At 69.2% G+C, this 20,370-nt stretch carries 26 protein-coding genes and 1 tRNA gene; 16 read left to right on the forward strand and 11 right to left on the reverse strand.

Translation table 11 applies throughout. The features are described from left to right. Nucleotides 1-7 precede the first annotated feature (7 nt). The 3 genes from crcB to BIV04_RS15480 are packed head-to-tail and all read right to left on the reverse strand — an operon-like array spanning nt 8 to nt 1,351. Complete coding sequence (gene crcB / locus BIV04_RS15470; RefSeq protein ID WP_071257423.1) at nt 8-385, reverse strand: fluoride efflux transporter CrcB; 378 nt, start codon at nt 383-385, stop codon at nt 8-10. Then, the gene (locus BIV04_RS15475) at nt 382-819 is read right to left on the reverse strand and encodes a CrcB family protein (RefSeq protein ID WP_071257426.1); all 438 of its coding nucleotides are present in this window, start codon (nt 817-819) and stop codon (nt 382-384) included. The genes crcB and BIV04_RS15475 overlap by 4 nt, the downstream gene beginning before the upstream one ends. 13 nt (nt 820-832) lie before the next feature. Continuing rightward, nucleotides 833-1,351 (reverse strand): universal stress protein, encoded by a 519-nt coding sequence (locus BIV04_RS15480; protein WP_071257591.1) that lies wholly within the window; start codon nt 1,349-1,351, stop codon nt 833-835. A gap of 94 nt (nt 1,352-1,445) precedes the next feature. Here BIV04_RS15480 and BIV04_RS15485 point away from each other — a divergent pair, with 94 nt between their 5' ends. Next, nucleotides 1,446-2,129: an SOS response-associated peptidase gene (locus BIV04_RS15485; RefSeq protein WP_071257429.1), complete on the forward strand. Its 684-nt coding sequence runs from the start codon at nt 1,446-1,448 to the stop codon at nt 2,127-2,129. A gap of 57 nt (nt 2,130-2,186) precedes the next feature. Here BIV04_RS15485 and BIV04_RS15490 read toward each other — a convergent pair whose 3' ends face one another. Beyond that, nucleotides 2,187-2,519, reverse strand: a complete 333-nt coding sequence (locus BIV04_RS15490) for a hypothetical protein (RefSeq protein WP_143048740.1) — start codon at nt 2,517-2,519, stop codon at nt 2,187-2,189. A 373-nt stretch (nt 2,520-2,892) separates the two neighbouring features. Between BIV04_RS15490 and BIV04_RS15495 the strand changes: the two genes are divergently transcribed. The 6 genes from BIV04_RS15495 (at nt 2,893) to BIV04_RS15520 (ending at nt 5,993) form a co-directional block, all read left to right on the forward strand. Beyond that, entirely contained in the window at nt 2,893-3,549 is a 657-nt protein-coding gene (locus tag BIV04_RS15495) for a T6SS immunity protein Tdi1 domain-containing protein (protein WP_177174838.1), read from the forward strand. Between the two features lie 194 nt (nt 3,550-3,743). Continuing rightward, the gene (locus BIV04_RS15500; protein ID WP_143048741.1) at nt 3,744-4,022 is read left to right on the forward strand and encodes a hypothetical protein; all 279 of its coding nucleotides are present in this window, start codon (nt 3,744-3,746) and stop codon (nt 4,020-4,022) included. Continuing rightward, nucleotides 4,019-4,501, forward strand: a complete 483-nt coding sequence (locus BIV04_RS15505) for a hypothetical protein (protein ID WP_071257440.1) — start codon at nt 4,019-4,021, stop codon at nt 4,499-4,501. Before BIV04_RS15500 ends, BIV04_RS15505 begins: the two co-directional genes overlap by 4 nt. Further along, on the forward strand, nt 4,488-5,003 hold the full coding sequence (locus tag BIV04_RS15510; protein ID WP_071257443.1) for a hypothetical protein: 516 nt from the start codon (nt 4,488-4,490) through the stop codon (nt 5,001-5,003). Before BIV04_RS15505 ends, BIV04_RS15510 begins: the two co-directional genes overlap by 14 nt. 10 nt (nt 5,004-5,013) lie before the next feature. Beyond that, nucleotides 5,014-5,532 carry a hypothetical protein gene (locus tag BIV04_RS17225; RefSeq protein WP_177174839.1) on the forward strand — a complete coding sequence of 173 codons (519 nt, stop codon included), beginning with the start codon at nt 5,014-5,016 and terminating at the stop codon, nt 5,530-5,532. Next, nucleotides 5,529-5,993 carry a hypothetical protein gene (locus tag BIV04_RS15520; RefSeq protein ID WP_071257449.1) on the forward strand — a complete coding sequence of 155 codons (465 nt, stop codon included), beginning with the start codon at nt 5,529-5,531 and terminating at the stop codon, nt 5,991-5,993. Before BIV04_RS17225 ends, BIV04_RS15520 begins: the two co-directional genes overlap by 4 nt. 32 nt (nt 5,994-6,025) lie before the next feature. On the opposite strand, the gene BIV04_RS15525 is transcribed toward BIV04_RS15520, so the two are convergent. Together BIV04_RS15525 and BIV04_RS15530 are read right to left on the reverse strand one after the other, a co-directional pair. Then, entirely contained in the window at nt 6,026-6,625 is a 600-nt protein-coding gene (locus BIV04_RS15525) for a hypothetical protein (protein WP_071257452.1), read from the reverse strand. 104 nt (nt 6,626-6,729) lie between these two features. Next, a tRNA-Leu gene (locus tag BIV04_RS15530) sits at nt 6,730-6,813 on the reverse strand. Nucleotides 6,814-6,921: 108 nt separating this feature from the next. Here BIV04_RS15530 and BIV04_RS15535 point away from each other — a divergent pair. The 7 genes from BIV04_RS15535 (at nt 6,922) to pknB (ending at nt 15,960) form a co-directional block, all read left to right on the forward strand. Beyond that, nucleotides 6,922-7,635, forward strand: coding sequence for a DUF3662 and FHA domain-containing protein (locus BIV04_RS15535; protein ID WP_054145701.1), 714 nt, complete (start codon nt 6,922-6,924; stop codon nt 7,633-7,635). Beyond that, the gene (locus tag BIV04_RS15540; RefSeq protein WP_071257455.1) at nt 7,632-8,153 is read left to right on the forward strand and encodes an FHA domain-containing protein; all 522 of its coding nucleotides are present in this window, start codon (nt 7,632-7,634) and stop codon (nt 8,151-8,153) included. The genes BIV04_RS15535 and BIV04_RS15540 overlap by 4 nt, the downstream gene beginning before the upstream one ends. A gap of 6 nt (nt 8,154-8,159) precedes the next feature. Beyond that, complete coding sequence (locus BIV04_RS15545) at nt 8,160-9,407, forward strand: PP2C family serine/threonine-protein phosphatase (RefSeq protein WP_071257456.1); 1,248 nt, start codon at nt 8,160-8,162, stop codon at nt 9,405-9,407. Nucleotides 9,408-9,492: 85 nt separating this feature from the next. Further along, complete coding sequence (locus BIV04_RS15550; protein WP_054145704.1) at nt 9,493-10,848, forward strand: FtsW/RodA/SpoVE family cell cycle protein; 1,356 nt, start codon at nt 9,493-9,495, stop codon at nt 10,846-10,848. After that, complete coding sequence (locus tag BIV04_RS15555) at nt 10,848-12,323, forward strand: penicillin-binding protein 2 (RefSeq protein ID WP_071257459.1); 1,476 nt, start codon at nt 10,848-10,850, stop codon at nt 12,321-12,323. The genes BIV04_RS15550 and BIV04_RS15555 overlap by 1 nt, the downstream gene beginning before the upstream one ends. Next, entirely contained in the window at nt 12,320-14,098 is a 1,779-nt protein-coding gene (locus BIV04_RS15560) for a serine/threonine-protein kinase (RefSeq protein WP_071257462.1), read from the forward strand. The genes BIV04_RS15555 and BIV04_RS15560 overlap by 4 nt, the downstream gene beginning before the upstream one ends. A gap of 155 nt (nt 14,099-14,253) precedes the next feature. Beyond that, on the forward strand, nt 14,254-15,960 hold the full coding sequence (gene pknB / locus BIV04_RS15565; RefSeq protein ID WP_143048742.1) for a Stk1 family PASTA domain-containing Ser/Thr kinase: 1,707 nt from the start codon (nt 14,254-14,256) through the stop codon (nt 15,958-15,960). A 67-nt stretch (nt 15,961-16,027) separates the two neighbouring features. Here the strand turns inward: pknB and BIV04_RS15570 are convergent, their stop codons facing one another. The 3 genes from BIV04_RS15570 to BIV04_RS15575 are packed head-to-tail and all read right to left on the reverse strand — an operon-like array spanning nt 16,028 to nt 17,603. Next, the gene (locus BIV04_RS15570) at nt 16,028-16,666 is read right to left on the reverse strand and encodes an aminodeoxychorismate/anthranilate synthase component II (protein WP_071257465.1); all 639 of its coding nucleotides are present in this window, start codon (nt 16,664-16,666) and stop codon (nt 16,028-16,030) included. Beyond that, nucleotides 16,663-16,824: a hypothetical protein gene (locus BIV04_RS17230; protein WP_043595285.1), complete on the reverse strand. Its 162-nt coding sequence runs from the start codon at nt 16,822-16,824 to the stop codon at nt 16,663-16,665. The genes BIV04_RS15570 and BIV04_RS17230 overlap by 4 nt, the downstream gene beginning before the upstream one ends. 2 nt (nt 16,825-16,826) lie before the next feature. Continuing rightward, nucleotides 16,827-17,603 carry a class E sortase gene (locus BIV04_RS15575; RefSeq protein ID WP_071257467.1) on the reverse strand — a complete coding sequence of 259 codons (777 nt, stop codon included), beginning with the start codon at nt 17,601-17,603 and terminating at the stop codon, nt 16,827-16,829. Between the two features lie 152 nt (nt 17,604-17,755). Between BIV04_RS15575 and BIV04_RS15580 the strand changes: the two genes are divergently transcribed. Beyond that, the gene (locus BIV04_RS15580; RefSeq protein WP_071257469.1) at nt 17,756-17,989 is read left to right on the forward strand and encodes a cell division protein CrgA; all 234 of its coding nucleotides are present in this window, start codon (nt 17,756-17,758) and stop codon (nt 17,987-17,989) included. 161 nt (nt 17,990-18,150) lie between these two features. Here the strand turns inward: BIV04_RS15580 and BIV04_RS15585 are convergent, their stop codons facing one another. Together BIV04_RS15585 and BIV04_RS15590 are read right to left on the reverse strand one after the other, a co-directional pair. Then, nucleotides 18,151-18,999: a rhomboid family intramembrane serine protease gene (locus BIV04_RS15585; protein ID WP_071257471.1), complete on the reverse strand. Its 849-nt coding sequence runs from the start codon at nt 18,997-18,999 to the stop codon at nt 18,151-18,153. Next, the gene (locus BIV04_RS15590; protein ID WP_054145712.1) at nt 19,000-19,539 is read right to left on the reverse strand and encodes a peptidylprolyl isomerase; all 540 of its coding nucleotides are present in this window, start codon (nt 19,537-19,539) and stop codon (nt 19,000-19,002) included. It abuts the gene before it with no gap. A 137-nt stretch (nt 19,540-19,676) separates the two neighbouring features. On the opposite strand from BIV04_RS15590, the gene BIV04_RS15595 reads away from it, so the two are divergent. Continuing rightward, entirely contained in the window at nt 19,677-20,213 is a 537-nt protein-coding gene (locus BIV04_RS15595; protein WP_071257473.1) for a hypothetical protein, read from the forward strand. The last annotated feature ends 157 nt before the right edge of the window (nt 20,214-20,370 follow it).

A 20,370-nucleotide genomic window follows, 5' to 3' on the forward strand; every position in this document is an offset into this window, starting at 1 on the left:
CCGGCGGTCAGGCCAGCGAGCCGAGCCACAGGCCGAGGGACGCGACGCCGACGCACGCGACGAGCATGCCCAGGCCGTTCGCGACCGCGGCCCCGCGTCGCCCGGAGGCCAGCAGTCGCACCGTCTCGACGCTGGCGGTGCTGAACGTCGTGTACCCGCCGAGCAAACCGGTGCCCAGGACGGCCTTCCACTCGGGCGCGACGACCGCCTGCAGGGCGAGGCCGGTCAGCAGCCCCAGCGCGAACGAGCCCGACACGTTGATGACGGTCGTGCCCCACGGGTAGGCCGCACCCAGGCGGTCCTTGACCAGGCCGTCGACGACGAAGCGCGCGGCGGCACCGATCCCACCGGCCGCCGCGACGGCGACGACGAGCAGCGGGCTCACGAGGCACGTCCGGCGAGACGTGCGCCGACCCGGATGCCGGCCGCCGCGGCGAGCACCCCGACCACCAGGCTCAGCAGTCCGTAGAGCGCGGCGACGGCGAGGTCGCCTCCGCCCGCGCCGGCGAGCTGCGCGGTCTCGGTCGCGAGCGAGCTGTAGGTCGTGAAACCACCGAGGACGCCCGTCCCCACGAAGAGTCGGGCCCGGCGCCGCCCGCCCTCGTCGGGCCCGGAGCGCACCAGCCGCTCGAGCAGGACGCCGAGCACGAACGCCCCGACCACGTTGATCGCGAAGATCGCCGTGTCGAAGGCACCCCACGACGGCACCACGAGCGTCACACCGACCCGCGCGGCGGTCCCGAGGGCGCCGCCCAGCGCGACGAGGGCGATCAGGGACGGACGGAGGTGCGGGGCACGAGGGCGCGCAGCCCCCGTCACCGGCGGCCTCGCGTCACAGCTCGTCCTCCCACGGCAGCGTCTGGCTGCGGGGGACGGGGGCCAGCGGAACGACGACGACCGGGCGGTGCTGACGGTGGCTGAGGTGCAGGGCGACCGAACCGGCGAAGAACTCGCGGACGCTGCCCCGCAGGCCGGCCTCGCGACTGCCGACGACGATCAGGGGGGCGTCGAGCTGTTCGGCCAGGTGCGACAGGCACTGGGCGGGGTCGCCGGCGACGACCGAGGTGCGCAGCTCGACGCCGCGAGCCGAGGCGATCGGCCGCAGCCGCGCCTCCAGGTCGGCGTCGAAGGAGAGCGTCTCGGTGTAGTCGTCGGGGTCGAGGGGGTACGACAGGACGGTGCCGTCGATGCCCTCGGCGAAGGCGAGCCGGTCGGGCTCGACCGAGACGCACAGCAGGCCGGTGCCGAAGCGCGCCGCCAGGTCGGCCGCGGTCGCCACCACGGACTCGCCCGAGTTCGGCACGACGCCCACGACGACGAAGCCGCGGGCGGGGTTCTGCTCGTCGGACATGGTCACCACCCTCTCACCGCGTCGCCGACCCGTGCGGCGCCACGGCGACAGTGAACCACCGTCACGCCCCTCCGCGGAAGAGCAGACTGTCGGCATGTGCGGTCGCTACGTCGTTGCCCGGGCCACGTCCGATCTGCTGCCGAGCCTGCTCGACGGCCTGGGGCCCCTGCCCGACGACTTCAACGTCGCGCCGACGACGGTCGTGCCGGTCGTCCGCGAGCGACACGGCGAGCGACAGCTGCCCGGTGCCCGCTGGGGCTTCGTGCCGTTGTGGTACCCCGACCTGAAGAAGCGGCCGCAGCCGATCAACGCGCGCATCGAGACCGTGGCGACGAGCGGCATGTTCCGCCGGGCGTTCGCCACCAGCCGGTGCATCGTGCCCGCGCAGGGGTACTACGAGTGGGTCGTGACCGAGACCGGCAAGCAGCCGCACTACGTGCACCAGCCGGACGCCGGCCTCGCCATGGCCGGCCTCGTCACCGCGTGGCCCGACCCCACCAGGGCCGAGGACGATCCCGACCGCTGGGTGCTCTCGACGACGATCATCACGCGGGACGCCCACGTGGCGCCGGGCGAGGTGCACGACCGGATGCCGGCCTGCCTGACGCCCGACTCGTACGACGACTGGCTGGGCGACGGACTCGACGCCGACGAGCTGCTGGCACTGCTCGACCGGGACTCGTTCGAGGTCGCCCACGACCTCGTGCAGCACGAGGTGAGCCGCGACGCGAACAACGTCCGCAACAACGGCCCGCACCTCATCGACCCCCTGCGCTGACACCCCTCGGACGAGGAGGCGCGGCCCGCGTCCCCGCCGGAGGCGCGGCTCGGTGCCTCAGCGTGCGTCGCGGTGACTCGCCAGGCGTTCGCGCAGGTAGGACACCAGCTCGCCCTGGGCCCGTCGGGACTCCCGGGTCAGTCGGTTGAGCGGCACGCGACCGCCCGCCGCCAGGGCGGGGTCGCGGGGGACGACGACCCCGAACACGCTCGCGTCGTCGAGCAGGTCGATGAGGGCGCCGTCGGCGTGGGCGCCGAGGTCGTGCAGGGTCAGCTCGTGGTCGACCCGTGGCGCGTCGTCGCCCCCGGTCAGCCGGGACCCGAGGTCCCCGCCCGAGTGGTCGACCAGCCGGGGCACCGACGACCTGACCGTCGGCGAATACCTCGACAACCGCGCTGCCTACGGGTCGACGTCTCGCCCGCATTCTCCTGCGCAACAGGCGGCGCCTGAGGACGCAGCGTCAGATCGTCTGACCGAGCTCATCTTGGACGGGGTCGACCCGGAACAGGCTCGTCTCGATGTCGGCACGTGGCTCAAGGGCCAGAACGCGCTGCACTCCCCCGTATGATCTCCGGCGGACGGCCCGACGACGTGACAGGACTCGGGCACGCAGGCGTGAACGAGTCGCTGGGCAGTCGATGGCGGACATGGGTGGCGGCGTTGGATGACTACCTCCACTCCGTGGCTGGCTCGATCCCGGAGTCGGAGTGGTACCGCACACGACTCGACGTCCGACTCACCTCGACCACAGGAGGATGACACCATGGCCAAAGAAGCCGTCTTCGTCTCAGGACCGCAGATGCCGCCGTCGAGTCACGAGACGTTCGCCGAACGAGTACCTCCTGAGATGACGGCGCTCTGGCGGGACCACGGCCTGGGTGACACCGCAGACGGTTACTTGCGGATCGTCGACCCGGCCCGATGGCTGGATGTGCTCGCAGAGGTCGCTCCCAGGTTCACGCAAGGCGTTCCGTTGTTCTCTTCGGCGCTCGGTGACCTCTTCGTCTGGCTGGACGGGCGACTGCACCTCCTCGAATTCCGCAAGGGCACGTCTCGCATCCTCACGAAATCGATGGCGACCTTGAAAGTCATCGCCGCGTACGAGTCCTTCCTGAACGACCCCGACTATTTCGACTGGGCTCCGTGGCCGGAGGCTCGAGCTCGTCTCGGCGTTCCCGGCCCGGAGGAATGCTTCGGCTTCACGCCCATCCTCGCCCTGGGGGGACGGCCGACAGCCGATTCTCTCCAGCTCGTAGGCATGAGGGAACATCTCCTCCTCATATCCTCAGTTGCTGGTCCCCTGTCGTGGGTGCGGACGGCCGTCTCGGTGCCTTCTCCACGCGACCCGGCCCCGACAGTGCGTGACGGAACCCCGAGGCTGCAAAAAGCACAGGCTTGGCTGGCCGGCCCCCCGTCATGAGGGACGCACTTCGAATCCTCGGCAAAGCACTACATGCCGTCATCCCGCGCGACCACGATCGAGTGATCGCCCGGATCAGCGTGGTCGGCGGAGTGACAGCCGGCACGATCGAGTTGCATGCTGCCGACGGCAGCTCGACCTCTCTCTCATCCGGTCGTGGCGTCTTCCGGGCGGCCCGCGATCTCCGGAGGGTCATGAACGAACCCGAAGCCGGGACCTGGTTCACGGGCGTGTTCACCGTCACCGCCGGGGGGAAGCTCAGTGCGAGGTACGACTACGACCACGAGCCCGAGCTCGGGTCTTTCGCCGCCGAGGCGTATCGCGCCGACTTCGACGAGTTCCCCCGCACCCCCGAGAACACCCCCGACTGGCTGGCCGCCATCCTCGCCGGTGCCCCGACCCGCCACGACCTCGTCGGCAGGGGTGGCACACATGAGTCGAAGCATGAGTCGGAGGGAGCACCCGAGTCATGACACAGCAAGAGAACCCGCCCGGGCTCGAGCAGGAGCGCTCCGCCCTGAGGGAGGTCGGTCTGGCCCTCCATGGCGAGATCGCCGCAGGCTTCGATCGCATCGAGGCCGAGATCAGCATCGTCGGTGGTGTCTCCTCCGGAAAGAAGCGCCTCTACCGCCCGGACGGAACGTGCGACTCCGTCATGGGCAAGAGGGACTCCACCCTCCGTGCCCGTGAACTCAGAGAGGCCATGTACAGGCCGGGGGCAGGGACATGGTTCACCGCCTGGTTCACGGTCACGGCCGAAGGAAAACTCCGCACGCGATTCGACTACGACCACGAGCCCGAGTTGGGCCACTTCGCCGCCGAGGCCTATCGAACCGACTTCGACGAGTTCCCCCGCACCCCGGAGAACACCCCGGATTGGCTGGCCGCCGTCCTCGCCGGCGCCCCGACCCACCACGACCTCGTTCGCCTCGGACACGATGACCAGCGCTGACGAGAGCCGCTCTGCTTCGGTAGATGACCAGCTGACGACGGGCGTCGAGGCCGAGCGCGCGATCCTGCAAGAGATCGGCGGACAGCTGTACGGGCTGCTCCCGTCCGGCCTCGACCGGATCGTCATGACGACCAGCATGGCTCGGGGCGTGATGGCCGGCGAGACTTCGCTCTTCGCAGCCGACGGCTCCCAGGAGTCGGCTGCTCCCGCGCGACGCACGTTCGAGGCGGCTCGTCGACTGAGGCGCCTGATGTACAAGCCAGGGGCGGGAACATGGTTCACCGCCGTCTTCACCGTCACGACTGCCGGAAAACTCAGCGCACGGTACGACTACGACAACGAACCCGAACTAGGCCACTTCGGCGCCCAGGAACATCGTGCCGACTTCGAGGATTTTCCCCGGACGGCCGAGAACACTCCCGAGTGGCTCGCCGCGATCCTCGCGGGGGCGCCCACCCGACATGACCGCGTCGACCGTGACGACGGTCCCCTCGTCCCGTGATGACGACACGATGACCAGCGCTGACGAGAGCCGCTCCGTTTCTCCCGACGGGCAGCCGACAGGACTCGAAGCCGAACGCGTCCAACTGCGCGCCATCGGTCGTCTGCTGTATCCGACTCTGAACTCGGAACACGATCGTGTCGAGATGCAGGTAAGCGTGGCTGGCGGCGTCCTCGCCGGCCGGACCCGTGTCCATCGACTCGACGGTTCGCTCGAATCGATCATCGGGCCTGTCGATGCGTTCGAGGCGGCCGAAGTCCTCCGCGACGCCATGCACCGTCGAGATGCGGGGACCTGGTTCACCGCGGTGTTCACGGTCACGGCGGCCGGCAAGATGAGTGCGTCGTACGACTACGACCACGAGCCCGCGTTGGGCCACTTCTCCGCGGATGCCTACAGGGCCGACTTCGATGAGTTCCCCCGCACCCCCGAGAACACCCCCGACTGGTTGGCCGCCATCCTCGCCGGCGCCCCGACCCGCCACGACCTGGCCCGCCGAGCCGACGGTGGCGGCGGGGCCAAGCGATGAGCGAACACGACGACGACGGCGGCGGCGGCGGCGTCCCGACCGAGCGTGATGCCCTCCGTCGGGTGGGTCTCGCCGTCCACCGCATGATGCCTCGAGGCTCCGTCCGGGCGGAGTTCGACTTCTCCGAGGTCGGAGGCGTCCGGGTGGCATCCGTGGGTTTCTTCGACGAAGCCGGTCACGAGTCGTCCACTCCCGACACGGACGAGGCGGGCGCCGCCGCCTCCGACCTCCGACGGCTCATGTACCGAGCCGACGTCGGAACGTGGTTCAGCGCCCACTTCCGGGTGACCGCCGCCGGCAAGCTCGGCACCTCGTTCGACTTCGACCACCGCGCTCCTCACACCTGGATCGACGACCAGGCGTACCTCGACGATCTCGAGTCGTACCCACGGCCCGCCGATGCGATCCCTGGCTGGCTCGCCGCCGTCATCGCCTCGCGATCGGCCGGAGGCTTTCCCTGACCGGCCTCACGGGCTGATCGGGCCGAGACGCCTCAGAGCGGCAGCACGGCTTCGAGGGCGAGCGGGTCGCCGTCGACCGCGATGTCGTCGAGCTGCCGGCCGACGAACTCCGCCGCCTCGACCGTGTCCGACTCGATGCGGTGCCCCGTGCCGTCGACGACGAGCGCCCAGGCGACCGGACCCCCGGAGGCGCGGGTCATCTCGAGACGGCAGCGCGTCAGTTCGCGGTCCTGTCCGAATCGCATGTCCGACAGGTCGGCGATGACCATGCACTCGAGGTCGTCGCGGAACCCGTGGAGGGTGGCGTCCCTCGCGATCTCGAGCCGCCCCTCCTCGTCGAGGTCGTCGGCGGACGAGGTGAACCGCGTGCCCTCGACGGTCCGCACGATCCACGAGACGTGGTCGCCGACGGTGACGAAGCTCTGCATGCTGCTGACCCTCGGCCCGATGTCGGCGTGCACGTACACCGGTGGCAGGTCGGTCACGCTGACCACGACGCCGTCGCGGCGACCCACCACGCGGCGGTCGGACTCGACGACGATGCGCTGGTTGCGGGGCACCCACGGGGCCTTCGGGAACTCGTCGAAGAGCACCTCGTCGAACTCGAACACGACCCCGCTCTGCTGGCTCATCGCACCAGCCAAGCACCTACGGGCCGGTGAGCAGGCCCCGAAGCGGGCTCGAAGCGGGCCCGAGAAAGTGAAAAGGCCCACCCGGAGGTGAGCCTTCACGTTCGTGCGCGAGGGGGGACTTGAACCCCCACGCCCTTTCGAGCACTGGCACCTGAAGCCAGCGCGTCTGCCAATTCCGCCACTCGCGCGAACTCGTAGACTTTAGCACGCGTCAGAGGCCCGGAAGAGCAGCGGTGAGTACCTTTCACTCGTTCGGGCTAAGATCGGGCGACCAGAGACCCCGAACCTGGAGACCCATGGGACTGCTCGACAATTTCGAACGCGGGTTGGAGCGTGCCGTCAACGGTGCCTTCGCCAAGACGTTCCGTTCGGGCGTGCAACCACTCGAGATCACGAACGCGCTGCGCCGCGAGCTCGACACCAAGGCTGCCGTGGTCTCGCGCGACCGGATCCTCGTGCCCAACGAGTTGCAGGTCCGCCTGGCTCCGATCGACTACGACAAGATGTCGGCCATCGGTCCGGCCCTGATCGACGAGCTCACCCAGCTGACGCAGCGCCACGCCACCGCCCAGGGGTACCAGTTCGCCGGCCCGCTCGGCATCCGCCTGCGTGAGGACGACTCGCTCAGCGTCGGCATCATGACCGTCGACTCGCGCAACCTGCGCGGCGAGGTGCAGTGGAAGCCGTTCGTCGAGATCGACGGCAAGCGCCGCGAACTCAGCGGAGCCCGCACCATCATCGGCCGCGGCAGCGACGCCGACATCACCGTGCAAGACACGGGGACGTCCCGCCAGCACGTCGAGATCCTGTGGGACGGTTCGCGGGCCCAGGTCCGCGACCTCGGGTCGACGAACGGGTCGAAACTCAACGGCAACCCGCTGACGAAGGCCCCGCTGCAGCCCGATTCGGTGATCCAGATCGGTCGTACGCGTATCGTGTTCCGCGTGCTCCCCCAGTCATCGACGCCCGACCCCTTCGACGGGCCCGACTCGACGGGTGGCCGACGATGACCTCAGCCCTGACCCTCCTGGTGCTCCACTTCGGCTTCCTGGCCGTCCTGTGGCTGTTCGTCTTCGTGATCGTCTTCGCGCTGAGAAGCGACCTGTTCGGGCAGCGGGCGCGCAAGATGCCCGCCGACGCCACACCCGGCAAGGCGAGCTCGACCGCCACCGCGCCTCCTGCGCCCGCTCCGCGCGCCGCGCCCGCCGCGCCGGCGCCGACCCCGCAGGGTGACGGCCGCGCCACGCGCCTCGTCATCACCAAGGGCGCCAAGGCGGGCCTCGAGATGCCGCTCGGCGACGGGCCGCTCACGATCGGGCGTTCGCAAGAGAGCAACCTCGTGATCCGCGACGACTACACCTCGACCCACCACGCGCGCCTCATGCTCTGGAACGGCCGCTGGGTCGTCCAAGACCTCGACTCCACCAACGGCACGTTCCTCGCCGGTGATCGCGTGTCGGTCCCCACCCCCGTGCCCACGGGCGCGACCGTGACGATCGGGCAGACGAGCTTCGAGCTCCGGCGGTAGGCCCTCATGACGACGCACGCCAAGAGTGCCGCTCTGTCCAACGTGGGCAAGATCCGGTCCAACAACCAAGACAGCGGCTACGCCGGCACGCAGCTGTTCGTCGTGGCCGACGGCATGGGCGGGCACGCGGGCGGCGACGTGGCCTCGGCCATCGCGATCCGACGGATCCGCGAGACCGACCGCGTCTACACCTCGCCGGGTGACGCCGAGTTCGCGCTGCAGTCGTCTCTGATCGCGGCGAACCAGCTGCTGGCCGAGACCGTCTTCGAGCACCAGGAGCTCACCGGCATGGGCACCACCGTCAGCGCCATGCTGCGCGTCGGTGACAGCATGGCGATCGCCCACATCGGCGACTCGCGCATCTACCTGTTCCGCGAGGGCGAGCTCAGCCAGATCACCGCCGACCACACCTTCGTGCAGCGCCTGGTCGACAGCGGTCGCATCACGCCCGAAGAGGCGGCGGTCCACCCGCGACGCAGCGTGCTGATGCGCGTGCTCGGCGACGTCGACGCGGCCCCCGAGATCGACACGGCCACCCTCGGCACCCAGCCCGGCGACCGCTGGCTGATCTGCTCGGACGGCCTCAGCAGCTACCTCGCCGAGGAGCGCATCAAGAAGGCGCTCGCCATGGGCCTCGACGCCGAGCAGACCGCCCGGCGCCTGGTGAAAGAGACGCTCGACCACGGCGCCCCCGACAACGTGACCGTCGTCATCGTCGACGTCGACGAATCGGGCGATTCGGCCCTCGACGAGCCCGTCACGGTCGGGTCGGCCGCCGCGCCCCTCAGCTTCGACAGCGACGCCGGCCGCAAGCAGCTGCGCCTGCCGACGATCCTGCTGCACCCGCTGAAGGTCGCCACGACGCCCGAGGACAGCCACTTCGAGCCCGAGAGCGACGAGTACCTCGCCGAGCTCATCGCCGAAGACAAGCGACGCCGTCGCCGTCGCCGCATCACCTGGCTGACCGCCCTCGTCGTGGCGATCGCCGCGCTCGTCGCCGGGCTCGTGCTGACCTACCAGTGGACGCAGGACCACTACTACGTGGGCGAAGAGCGGGGCACGGTCGTCATCTACAAGGGCGTCCAGCAGAGCCTCGGGCCGATCGGCCTCTCGAGCGTCTACGAGACCACCGACGTCCAGGTCGACGACCTGCCGAACTACACGCAGACCACCGTGGAAGACACCATCAACGCCGGCTCCCTCGCGGACGCCCGGGCGATCGTCGAGAGGTTGGCCGATGCCAGCAACCCCTGACGCACCCGGCGGCGACGCGACCGAGGTCATCGGCCGCGTAGGAGGCGCGCGCAAGCCGTCCGCGAAGGCGTCGCGTCCCACGAACATGACGCAGGCGATCACGTTGCGCCTGCGCGAACCCGCGCGTCTGCGCAACCTCGAACTGCTCATGCTGCTGATCGCCTGCGGCGTCGCCGCGGGAGCGATGGTGCTGGTCCAGCTCGGCGCGACAGGCGAGGTCGACCCGACCGTGCTGATCGCCGGCTCGATGGTGCTCGGCCTCGCCCTGATCTTCCACGTCGTCCTGCGCGTCGTCGCCCGTGAGGCCGACCCGTTCGTCATGCCGATCGCCGTCACCCTGAACGGCATCGGCATCGCCATGATCTACCGACTCGACCTGGCCGAGGGCCGCGAGGGCTGGGGTGCCCTGGGCATCAAGCAGATGGTGTGGACCGTCCTCGCCATGGTGATCTCCCTCGCCGTGCTGCTCGTGATCCGCAACTACCGGGTGCTCTCCCGCTACCGCTACATCGCGATGTTCGTGTCGATCGTGCTGCTGCTCCTCCCCCTGCTGCCGGGCATCGGGCGCGAGGGGCTGAACGCCCGCGTGTGGATCGACATCGGCCCGTTCTCGTTCCAGCCGGGTGAGATCGCCAAGATCACGCTGGCGATCTTCTTCGCCGGCTACCTCGTCACCGCCCGCGACAACCTCTCGCTGATGGGGCCGAAGATCCTCGGCATGCGGTTCCCGCGACCGCGCGACCTCGGGCCGATCCTGATCGTCTGGCTCGTCGCCATGGGCGTCCTCATCTTCCAGCGCGACCTCGGCACCTCGCTGCTCTACTTCGGCCTCTTCCTGGTGATGATCTACGTCGGCACCGGCCGCGCGAGCTGGATCATCCTCGGCGTCGGGCTGTTCGTCGGCGGCGCCCTCGTCGCGAGCACCTTCCTGGGCTACGTGCAGGGCCGTTTCGCCGCCTGGCTCAACCCGTTCGCCCAGTCCGAGTACGACGCCGTCGGCGGGTCGTTCCAGCTCGTCCAAGGCCTCTTCGGACTGGCGAACGGCGGGCTGATCGGCACGGGCCTCGGCCAGGGCCGTCCCCAGACGACCCCGCTCGCCGAGAGCGACTACATCTTCGCCTCGCTCGGTGAAGAGCTCGGCCTGACCGGGCTCTTCGCCATCCTGGCGCTCTACCTGCTGCTCGTCTCCCGCGGATTCCGCATCGGGTTCGTGGGCCAGGACGACTTCGGTCGCATGCTCGGGGTCGGCGTCGCCTTCGTCGTGGCCCTGCAGGTCTTCGTGGTCATGGGCGGTGTGACGAGGGTGATCCCGCTCACGGGCCTCACCGCCCCCTTCCTCGCCGCGGGCGGCTCGTCGCTCGTGGCCAACTGGATCATCGTGGCCCTGCTGCTGCGACTGTCCGACTCCGTGCGCAACCAACCGAGGCTGGTGATCGGCTGATGAACAAAGAACTCCGACGCGTGAGCTACGTGGTGCTCGCCATGTTCGTCGCGCTCTTCCTCTCGACGACCTACATCACGGCGTTCCAGGCCGACGCGCTGAACGCCGACGCCCGCAACTCGCGGGCGCTGCTGGCGAGCTACTCGGCCCAGCGCGGCCCCATCCTGGTCGGCGGCCAGGCGATCGCGCAGTCGACCCCCGTCGACGACCAGTACGAGTTCCAGCGCACGTACTCGCAGCCCGACCTCTACGCGCCCGTCACCGGCTACTACACCCTGGGCCAGGGGTCCCGGGGCATCGAGGACGCCATGAACCGGTACCTCACGGGCAACGCCAACTCGCAGTTCTTCGACCAGGTCAACTCGCTGCTCACGGGTCAGGACCCCGAGGGGGCCACGGTCAACCTCACCCTCGACCCCACGGTGCAGCAGGCCGCCTACGACGCCCTCGGCTCGAACTCGGGCTCGGTCGTCGCGATGGATCCCAAGACCGGCAAGATCCTCGCCATGGTCTCGAAGCCCAGCTACGACCCCAACCCGCTCGCCAGCCACGACCGTCAGACCGTCACGGACGCCTACGACTCGCTGATCGCCGATCCCTCGGCCCCGCTGCAGAACCGGGCGATCCAGGGCGACCTCTACGCACCGGGATCGACCTTCAAGCTGATCACGACGGCGGCGGCGCTCGAGAGCGGCGACTACACGCCCGACAGCGCGTTCCCCAACCCGTCGACGCTGACGCTGCCCGGCACCAGCACCAACATCAACAACGCCGAGGGCGGAAGCTGCGGCGGCGGTGAGACGGCCACGATCGCGACGGCCCTCCGCCTGTCGTGCAACATCCCCATGGCTCAGCTCGGCCAGGCCCTCGGGGCGAAGGCGCTGCAAGAGCAGGCCGAGAAGTTCGGCTTCGGCGACGACTCCATCGGCGTCCCCCAGGCCGTCACGCCGAGCCAGTTCCCCATCGAGGACTCCAAGGGTCAGGCCATCAACGACGCCACCCTCATGCTCCAGTCGTTCGGGCAGGGGTCCGACCGCGTGACGCCCCTTCAGATGGCCATGGTCTCGGCCGCCATCGCCAACGGCGGCACCGAGATGAACCCGACGTTGATCGAGAGCGTCCTGAACCCCGACCTGAGCCCGGTCGAGGATTTCTCGCCCTCCGAGTACGGCAAGCCCATCAGCTCCCAGACTGCGGCCACGATGACCGACATGATGGTGCAGGACGTCGCGAACGGTGCGGCGAGCAATGCAAGAATTGACGGTGTCGACGTCGCCGGCAAGACAGGAACGGCCGAGAACGGCCCCGGCGAGCCGTACACCCTCTGGTTCACCGGGTTCGCGCCTGCTGCTGACCCCGAGGTCGCGGTCGCCGTCGTCGTCGAGAACGGCGGCGGACAGGGCCAGTCCGCATTCGGCAACAGTGTCGCGTCACCGATCGCGAAGAAAGTACTAGAGGCGGTGCTGAACAAATGAGACCATCCGGCGGAGTCACCTTCGGTGGGCGTTACCAGCTGTCGACCCGAGTCGCCATCGGCGGCATGGGCGAGGTCTGGGAAGCCACCGACCTCGTCATCGGCCGCACGGTCGCCATCAAGATCCTCAAGGACGAGTACCTGGGCGACCCGGGCTTCCTCGAGCGCTTCCGCGCCGAGGCCCGCCACGCGGCCCTCGTCAACCACGAGGGCATCGCGAACGTCTTCGACTACGGCGAGGAAGAGGGCAGCGCCTACCTGGTGATGGAGCTCGTCCCCGGCGAGGCCATGTCGACGGTCCTCGAGCGCGATCGGGTCCTGCCCACCGACAAGGTCCTCGACATCGTCGCGCAGACCGCGTCGGCCCTGCAGGCCGCCCACGCCGCCGGTCTCGTGCACCGCGACATCAAGCCCGGCAACCTGCTCGTCACTCCCGACGGCCGGGTGAAGATCACCGACTTCGGCATCGCACGCATCGCCGACCAGGTGCCGTTAACGGCCACGGGCCAGGTCATGGGCACGGTGCAGTACCTCTCGCCCGAGCAGGCGAGCGGCCACCCGGCGTCTCCCAGCACCGACATCTACTCGTTGGGCATCGTCGCCTACGAGGCGCTGGCCGGTCGTCGCCCGTTCACGGGCGAGTCCCAGGTCGCCATCGCCATGGCACAGATCAACGAGCAGCCGCCCGACCTCCCGTCGACGGTGTCCGAGCCCGTGCGCCGCCTCGTCCTGTCCTGCATCGCGAAGAAGCCCGGTGAGCGGCCCGCGACGGCCTCTGCCCTCGCCCAGGCGGCTCGTGCCCTTCGCCGCGGCGACGTCGCCGCAGCGACCATCGCCGTGCCGGCCATCGGTGCGGCAGCCGCCACGCCCGCCGATGCGGCGACCAAGGCCTTCAACGCCCAGGACGCCACGACGCAGCTCTTCGATCCGATGGCCACCCGGGCACAGAGCGCCGCAGGTGGTGCGGCCGCGGGCTACGTGGCCGGCTCGGCCGATCCCGACGCCCTCCGCGACGGCGACGACGAGCCCGCCGACGAGAAGAAGCGCAGCCCCTGGTTCTGGCCGTTGATCGTCCTCGCCGTCCTGGCCGTCATCGCCCTCGTCGTCGGCATCGTCTTCGCGATCGGCAACACCGACGACCCGGCTCCCGCGCCGTCGACGACGAGCTCCACGCCCTCACCGACCCGCACGACCCCGACACCGACCCCAACCGCGACGTCGGTGACGGTGTCCTCGGGCGACTACGTGGGGTTGACCGAGGCCGCGGCACGCGCAGCCCTCGAAGAGCTCGGCCTGCAGGTCGACTCGGCGGACGCCGGATCGAGCGCGCCGAGCCCCGACCAGGTCGGCACCGTCGCGAGCATCGACCCCACGGGTGCGCTCGAGAAGGGTTCCTCGGTGACGATCTACATCTACCGCGCGGCCCCGACCCCTGCCCAGCCCTCGACGCCCACGGCGACGCCGGGTCAGATCGCCGCTGGCGAGACCGCCACCATCAACTGGCCCGCCTACACCGGGTGCCCGACCGGCTACTCGCTCACCGGCTACTCGTACACGATCACCGGCGGGACCGACACCTCGGGTCAATCGGCCGGGGGCCTCGGTGCCAATGCGACGTCCCTCACGGTGACGGCCTCGGCCGCCGGCAACCTGACGGTCAGCTACGTGGCCAACTGCGGTCAGATCGCATCCGAGCCGTCGCCGGGTGTGACCATCACGGTGACGGCGCCGCCCACGACCGAAGAACCCGAACCCACCGGCACACCCGCACGATGACGGCATCGTGACCTCGGTCGTCCAGTCGGCCGGGGTCACGAAGCCCTGACAATCATCCCCGCGACCGATACGCGTACCCAGTCCGGGGGAGCCCGCCCCGGTACACTGGCTCCGACCGTGTCGCCAGACAGGGGTGGGTCGTTGGGAGAACAGGCGTGGCTGAAGGTGTGAGAGAGAGCATCCATCTCCTCGCCAACCGGTACCAGATCGGTGACCTGATCGGCCGCGGTGGCATGGCCGACGTCCACGTCGGCACCGATGCCCGGCTCGGTCGCAAGATCGCCGTGAAGCTGATGAAGCCCAGCCTCGCCACCGATCCGGCCTTCCGCTCGAGGTTCCGCCAAGAGGCCCAGGCCGCCGCCCGCATGGCGCACCCGACCATCGTCCGGGTCTTCGACGCCGGTGAAGAGGTCGTCCGCGACAGCCGTGGGCTCGACGTGGTCGTCCCGTTCATCGTCATGGAGTACGTCGAGGGGCGCCTGCTCAAAGACATCGTCGCCGAGGGTCCGCTCGACCCCGACGAGGCCGTCCGGGTCACCGCGGGCGTGCTGACGGCCCTCGAGTACTCGCACCGGGCGGGCGTGGTCCACCGCGACATCAAGCCCGGCAACGTCATGCTGACCAATTCCGGTCAGGTCAAGGTGATGGACTTCGGCATCGCCCGAGCCATCAGCGACTCCGCGGCCACCGTTGCGCAGACCACGGCCATCCTCGGCACCGCCCAGTACTTCAGCCCCGAGCAGGCGCGCGGTGAGACCGTCGACGCCCGCACCGACCTCTACTCGACCGGCGTCATGCTCTTCGAGTTGCTCACGGGCAAGCCGCCCTTCACGGGCGACAGCGCCGTCGCGGTCGCCTACCGTCACGTCAGCGAGCCTCCCGTCCCGCCGAGCACCGTCGAGCGCGGCGTCAGTCCCGCGCTCGACGCCGTCGTCCTGCACGCGCTCACCAAAGACCGCTTCGACCGCTTCCAGAGCGCCGCCGAGTTCCGTGACGACCTCGAGGCCGCCGGTGCCGGTCGCGCGCCGGCCCGACGTCCGCATGCCGTCGACGCCGGCTCCACGCTCTTCGGCGTCAACCCGCACTCGAGCGCCGGCAGCGAGGCCGCGTTGAAAGAGCTGCAGTCCGACGACACGGGACGACCTCAACGAACCCAGACCCGGCCCCCCGTCGCCTGGATCTGGGCGGGCATCGTGCTCGTGGCCGTCGTCATCGTGGCCGTCGTCTTCTGGGTGGTCAACCTCACCCCGCCCACGGTCGACAACGCCCAGTCCTCGCGCATCCCCGACCTCGTCGGGGTCAGCTTCGAGACCGGGTCCGCCCGCCTCGACGACCTGGGGCTGACGGTCGTCCGTGCCGACGCGAGCAGCCCGACGATCGACGCCGGCGACATCGTCTCGACCGATCCCTTGCCCGGAACGTCCGTCCCGAAAGAGTTCGCGGTGACGGTGACCGTCTCGTCCGGGCCGCAACTCGTCGCGATGCCCGCGGTCACCGGGCAGGCCGTCGACGCCGCGTGGCAGGCCATCACCGACGCCGGTCTCGAGCGGGGTCGGCAGAGCACCGATTACTCGCCCACGGTGCCCGAGGGGTCCGTCCTCTCGTCCGATCCGGCAGCGGCCTCGCAGGTCGCCCTCGGCTCGGACGTCGACCTCGTGGTGTCCAACGGCCTCGTGCAGCTCCCCGACGTCACCCGGCAGCCCTCTGAAGAGGCCATCACGACCCTCCAGGACCAGCTGGGTCTGACGGTCACCCCGCAGTCAGACCCCGGGTGCACCGGTGAGACCGTGTCGGGCATGAGCGTTCCGCCCGGCGACGTGGCTCAGGGCTCGGCCATCACCCTGCGCATCTGCACCGGCTGATCCCTCGGAGATCAGAGCTCGTCTCTCCGGGCTCGACCCCACGGGTCCGGTGCCGAGAGCGCGACGGTCAGCCCAGGTCGACGAGAGGGTCGAGCCCCCTGGCCGTCACGGCCGCTTCCGGCAGACCTGCGACCGACAGCCAGTTGCCGATCATCTGGTAACCGCCCTGCGTGAGCACCGACTCGGGGTGGAACTGGACGCCGTACACGGGCGAGGAGCGGTGCCGCAGGCCCATGATGACGCCACCCGTGGTGCGCGAGGTCACCTCGAGCGTCTCGGGCACCGTCTCGTCCACGACGGCGAGCGAGTGGTATCGCGTCGCGGTGAACGGCTGAGGGACCCCGTCGTAGAACGCGCTGTCGTCGTGCTCGACCTTCGACGTCTTGCCGTGCATCAGTTCGTCGGCGTGGGTGACCGTGGCCCCCAGGGCCTCGGCGATCGCCTGGTGCCCCAGGCAGACGCCCAGCAGTGGCTTGTCGGCGGCGAGGGCGGCGTGCACGACGTCGATCGAGACGCCGGCGGCCGCGGGAGTCCCCGGGCCGGGCGACAGCAGCACGGCGTCGTACTCGGCGATGCGGTCGGTGGTGTCGGCCGCCTCGAAGGCGTCGTTGCGCACGACGTCCGTCTCGGCCCCCAACTGCTGGAGGTAACCGTTCAGCGTGTAGACGAAGCTGTCGTAGTTGTCGAGGACCAGGATGCGCGTCATGGTTGCTCCACGGTGACGTCGGGGGTGGGCAGGAGTTCGTTGACGTAGGGGAAGACCCACTCGACGAGGGCGAACAGCACGGCGGCGATCAGGACGAGCACGAGCACGAGCCTCACCCACCAGGGGCCGGGCAGGATGCGCCAGAGGGCGGAGTACACGGTCAGCCTCCGATTCCGGCAGCGGCGAGCTCGGCGGGTGCACCGGCCGACAAGGGCTGCCACGAGTCGAACACACCGTAGGCGACGATGCGTTCCTGGGCGGTGAACATCGGGTTGCAGCTCGTCAGGGTGATCAGGCGGTCACCCGAGGTCGCCGACACGTCGGGGGCGTCGGGTACCTGCTGCAGCACGGATACCTGCGTGGCCTGGACGTACTGTAGGTTGCGGAACGAGTAGGTGAACCAGCCGTCCTGCGTCTGGACGTACATCTTGTCGCCCTCTTGCAGGTCGGCGATCTTGTTGAAGGGCGCCCCGTACGTGGTCCGGTGGGCGGCGATGCCGAAGTTGCCGACCTGACCGGGCATCTGGGTCTCGTCGTAGTGACCGATGCCGATCTTGTTGAGGGTGCGCACGGTGCTCGTGCCCCCGGCGATCGGGACCGCGTAGTCGGCGCCGAACCGCGGGACGTAGAAATTGGCGAACGTCTCGGCCTCTCCGGGCGCCGCACCCACGGGCGGTTCGCCGTACGAGCCGTCGGTCGAGGGCTCGGGGGCCGGCGTCGCCGCCTGGTCGAACTGTTCGCTCAGTCGTGCTGCATCACCCTTGTAGGCGTCGGCGACGACGAGGTCGTTGAACCACTGCTGCCACCCGATGAAGAGCAGCACCAGCACACCGGCGGTGATGAGCAGTTCTCCGAGGACGCTGACGAAGGAGGCGCGTGTTCGAGGCCGACGCGTCGTGCGTCTCGAGATCAGGGCCTCGCCCCCGTGGTCCGTCATGACTCGATTCTAGGCGGGCTTCGGTGCATCCGAGACGGCGGAGACAACCGGTGGACAACGTGTGGAGAGCATGTGGAGAACGTGGTCGTTCCCCCGGACGGGGATGACGGCCTTCTCAGGACCGAAAAGGGCCTCACGGTACACTGTGCGCCATGGCCAAAGACACGAACAGCAGCACGAAGCCCGCCCGCACCGCAGAGGACGCACCGAACCCCGTGTGGTTCAAGCCGGTCATGTTCGGCTTCATGCTCGTCGGTCTCGCCTGGATCGTGGTCTTCTACGTCAGCCAGAGCACCCTGCCGGTGGCGTCGCTCGGCTCGTGGAACATCTTGGTCGGCTTCGGCATCATGTTCATCGGCTTCCTGATGACCACCCGCTGGCGCTAGAACGCACCTTCGAACTTACACGCCTGTAACTATCCCCATTGTGGGAAACCCTGTGGATAACTTTCCTGTGGATAACTCGGGCGGATGAGATCGCGTCGGCCGACGAGAAGAGGCGGCTCCCCGATGGGGAGCCGCCTCTCGTCGTTCGTGGGCCGATCGTCTCAGAACAGTCCGGCGATCTGCGCCGATCTGGCCAGGAGCGCCGCGACCACGATCACGCCGATGGCGATGAGCACGGCGGTCTGGAGGGCGTGCTTCGAGCGGTGACGGGTCTTCGAGAACAGGAACGCGACGGCCCCGCCCACGACGATGCCCCCGAGGTGGGCCTGCCAGGCGATGCCGGGCACGATGAAACCGATCGCGAGGTTGATGCCCACGAGCACCAGGAGCTGGATGCTGCGGCCGCCGAGGCTGCGGGCGATGACGAAGAACGCCGCCATCAGACCGAAGATCGCCCCGGAGGCGCCGACCACGAAACTGCCCGGCGCCAGCAGGGCGACCGCGGCCGACCCGCCGATGCCCGAGAGGAAGTAGAGGGCGGCGAACCGACCTCGTCCCAACTGTCGTTCGAGCTCTGCCCCGAAGATGTACAGCGAGTACATGTTGAAGAGGATGTGCAAGATGCTGCCGTGGACGAACATCGTCGTCACGGCACGCCACGGCTGCACGATCTCGAGCGGTGGGTAGAAGGCCAGGGCCCGCGTGACCACGCCGTTGCCCGTCCCCGTCACGAGCTGCAACAGGAAGACAGCGACGGTCACGGCGATGATGCCGTAGGTCACGACGGGGGCTCCACGCCGGGAGGCGCTACGGACGCGGCCGACCACCTGCGGTTGGAGGCGCGGTGCGTTGCCCCGCGCCTCCTTCACGCACTCCGGGCAGTGCACGCCCACCGCGGCGGGCGTCTGGCACTCGCCGCAGATGGTGCGACCGCACCGCTGGCAGAGGACGAAGCTCTGCCGATCGGGGTGCCGGTAGCAGTAGTTCGACCGATCGTGCGGATCGGTCACCTAGACCTCGTCGATGGTGACGCTCTCGAGCACCACGTCCTCGAGCGGCTTGTCGCGCGCGTCGGTCTTGACGGCTTCGATCGCGTCGACGACCTTCTTGGACTCGTCGTCGGCGACCTCGCCGAAGATGGTGTGCTTGCCCTGCAGCCACGGGGTCGGGACCGTCGTGATGAAGAACTGCGAGCCGTTGGTTCCCTTGCCGCCACGCGTGCCGGCGTTGGCCATCGCGAAGATGTAGGGGGCATTGAAGTTCAGCTCGGGGTGGATCTCGTCGTCGAACTGGTAGCCGGGACCGCCGACGCCCTGGCCGAGCGGGTCGCCGCCCTGGAGCATGAAGTCCTTGATGATGCGGTGGAAGACGACGCCGTCGTAGAGCTTGTCGGTGCTGACCTTGCCGGTGGCCGGGTGGGTCCACTCTTTGGTGCCGGTGGCGAGGCCGACGAAGTTGGCGACGGTCTTCGGGGCGTGGTCGCCGAAGAGGTTCACCTTGATGGTGCCGAGGTTGGTGGTGAGGGTGGCGACAGCGGTGTGCGTTGACATGTCGTCATTCTTCCACAGCCACCTCCGCGCACCAGCGACTCCCCAGGCACCGTTCCGTGACCTGTCAGGAACCTCCGTGCCACACTGGGACGGGCCAGCAACTCTGGCTCCACTGCCTACTCGTTGGAGGAACGTTCATGGCCCTGTCACGCAAGCAGAAGAAAGAACTCAAGAAGTTCAAGAAGCACGCTGCGGCGGTGTGGGGTGAGCAGCGCGGCGTGATCGACCACGCCGGCAAGGTCATCGGCGGCTACCGCGACGACGCCGTCAAGATCGCGAACAAGAAGGTCGTCCCCCAGATCAAGCACGCGGTGGACTCCAACGTCCGTCCCGTGGTCTCGCAAGGCCTCTCGACCGGGTCGCACTACGCGTCGGTCGCACAGGACCGCCTGAAGCACGACGTGTACCCGGCGTTCTCGTCTGCTCTCGGCAACCTCGACCTCGCGAACGACCCGAAGGTCAAGAAGGCCGTGAAGAACGCCAAGAAGCAGGGCAAGAAGGCCGCGGCGAAGTACGTGCCGCGCCAGCAGAAGTCGGGCCCCGGCGTCGGTGGCGTCCTGCTGATCGGCGTGGGTGTCATCGCTCTCGGCGCCCTGGTCTTCGCAGCCGTGCAGACGCTGCGTGCCGACGACGAGCTCTGGGTCGCCGACGACGACGCCGACACCAAGGCCTAGTCCCCCGTACCCCACGAAGGGCCCGCCTCCCCCTGGAGGCGGGCCCTTCGTCGTCCCTGCCCCGACGACTGCAGCAGCCGACGCTGACCCGGCCCCAGCACCAGCACCAGCACCAGCACCAGCACAGACACTGCCTACGGCCCGACGTTGCACGCAC

It is taken from the genome of Frigoribacterium sp. MCBA15_019 (assembly GCF_001864945.1).
In the GTDB taxonomy this organism is placed as follows: Bacteria; Actinomycetota; Actinomycetes; order Actinomycetales; family Microbacteriaceae; genus Frigoribacterium.

What these genes read in the sequence shown, in the direction of transcription:
- BIV04_RS15545 (WP_071257456.1), top strand. Translation starts at nt 8,160, where the DNA reads ATGACGACGCACGCCAAGAGTGCCGCTCTGTCCAACGTGGGCAAGATC.
- BIV04_RS15485 (WP_071257429.1), top strand. Translation starts at nt 1,446, where the DNA reads ATGTGCGGTCGCTACGTCGTTGCCCGGGCCACGTCCGATCTGCTGCCG.
- BIV04_RS15560 (WP_071257462.1), top strand. Translation starts at nt 12,320, where the DNA reads ATGAGACCATCCGGCGGAGTCACCTTCGGTGGGCGTTACCAGCTGTCG.
- BIV04_RS15505 (WP_071257440.1), top strand. Translation starts at nt 4,019, where the DNA reads ATGACACAGCAAGAGAACCCGCCCGGGCTCGAGCAGGAGCGCTCCGCC.
- BIV04_RS15590 (WP_054145712.1), bottom strand. Translation starts at nt 19,539, where the DNA reads ATGTCAACGCACACCGCTGTCGCCACCCTCACCACCAACCTCGGCACC.
- BIV04_RS15555 (WP_071257459.1), top strand. Translation starts at nt 10,848, where the DNA reads ATGAACAAAGAACTCCGACGCGTGAGCTACGTGGTGCTCGCCATGTTC.
- BIV04_RS15540 (WP_071257455.1), top strand. Translation starts at nt 7,632, where the DNA reads ATGACCTCAGCCCTGACCCTCCTGGTGCTCCACTTCGGCTTCCTGGCC.
- BIV04_RS17225 (WP_177174839.1), top strand. Translation starts at nt 5,014, where the DNA reads ATGACCAGCGCTGACGAGAGCCGCTCCGTTTCTCCCGACGGGCAGCCG.
- BIV04_RS15575 (WP_071257467.1), bottom strand. Translation starts at nt 17,603, where the DNA reads ATGACGGACCACGGGGGCGAGGCCCTGATCTCGAGACGCACGACGCGT.
- BIV04_RS15595 (WP_071257473.1), top strand. Translation starts at nt 19,677, where the DNA reads ATGGCCCTGTCACGCAAGCAGAAGAAAGAACTCAAGAAGTTCAAGAAG.
- BIV04_RS15520 (WP_071257449.1), top strand. Translation starts at nt 5,529, where the DNA reads ATGAGCGAACACGACGACGACGGCGGCGGCGGCGGCGTCCCGACCGAG.
- BIV04_RS15525 (WP_071257452.1), bottom strand. Translation starts at nt 6,625, where the DNA reads ATGAGCCAGCAGAGCGGGGTCGTGTTCGAGTTCGACGAGGTGCTCTTC.
- BIV04_RS15495 (WP_177174838.1), top strand. Translation starts at nt 2,893, where the DNA reads ATGGCCAAAGAAGCCGTCTTCGTCTCAGGACCGCAGATGCCGCCGTCG.
- BIV04_RS15550 (WP_054145704.1), top strand. Translation starts at nt 9,493, where the DNA reads ATGACGCAGGCGATCACGTTGCGCCTGCGCGAACCCGCGCGTCTGCGC.
- BIV04_RS15480 (WP_071257591.1), bottom strand. Translation starts at nt 1,351, where the DNA reads ATGTCCGACGAGCAGAACCCCGCCCGCGGCTTCGTCGTCGTGGGCGTC.
- BIV04_RS15570 (WP_071257465.1), bottom strand. Translation starts at nt 16,666, where the DNA reads ATGACGCGCATCCTGGTCCTCGACAACTACGACAGCTTCGTCTACACG.
- BIV04_RS15580 (WP_071257469.1), top strand. Translation starts at nt 17,756, where the DNA reads ATGGCCAAAGACACGAACAGCAGCACGAAGCCCGCCCGCACCGCAGAG.
- BIV04_RS15535 (WP_054145701.1), top strand. Translation starts at nt 6,922, where the DNA reads ATGGGACTGCTCGACAATTTCGAACGCGGGTTGGAGCGTGCCGTCAAC.
- BIV04_RS15510 (WP_071257443.1), top strand. Translation starts at nt 4,488, where the DNA reads ATGACCAGCGCTGACGAGAGCCGCTCTGCTTCGGTAGATGACCAGCTG.
- BIV04_RS15500 (WP_143048741.1), top strand. Translation starts at nt 3,744, where the DNA reads ATGAACGAACCCGAAGCCGGGACCTGGTTCACGGGCGTGTTCACCGTC.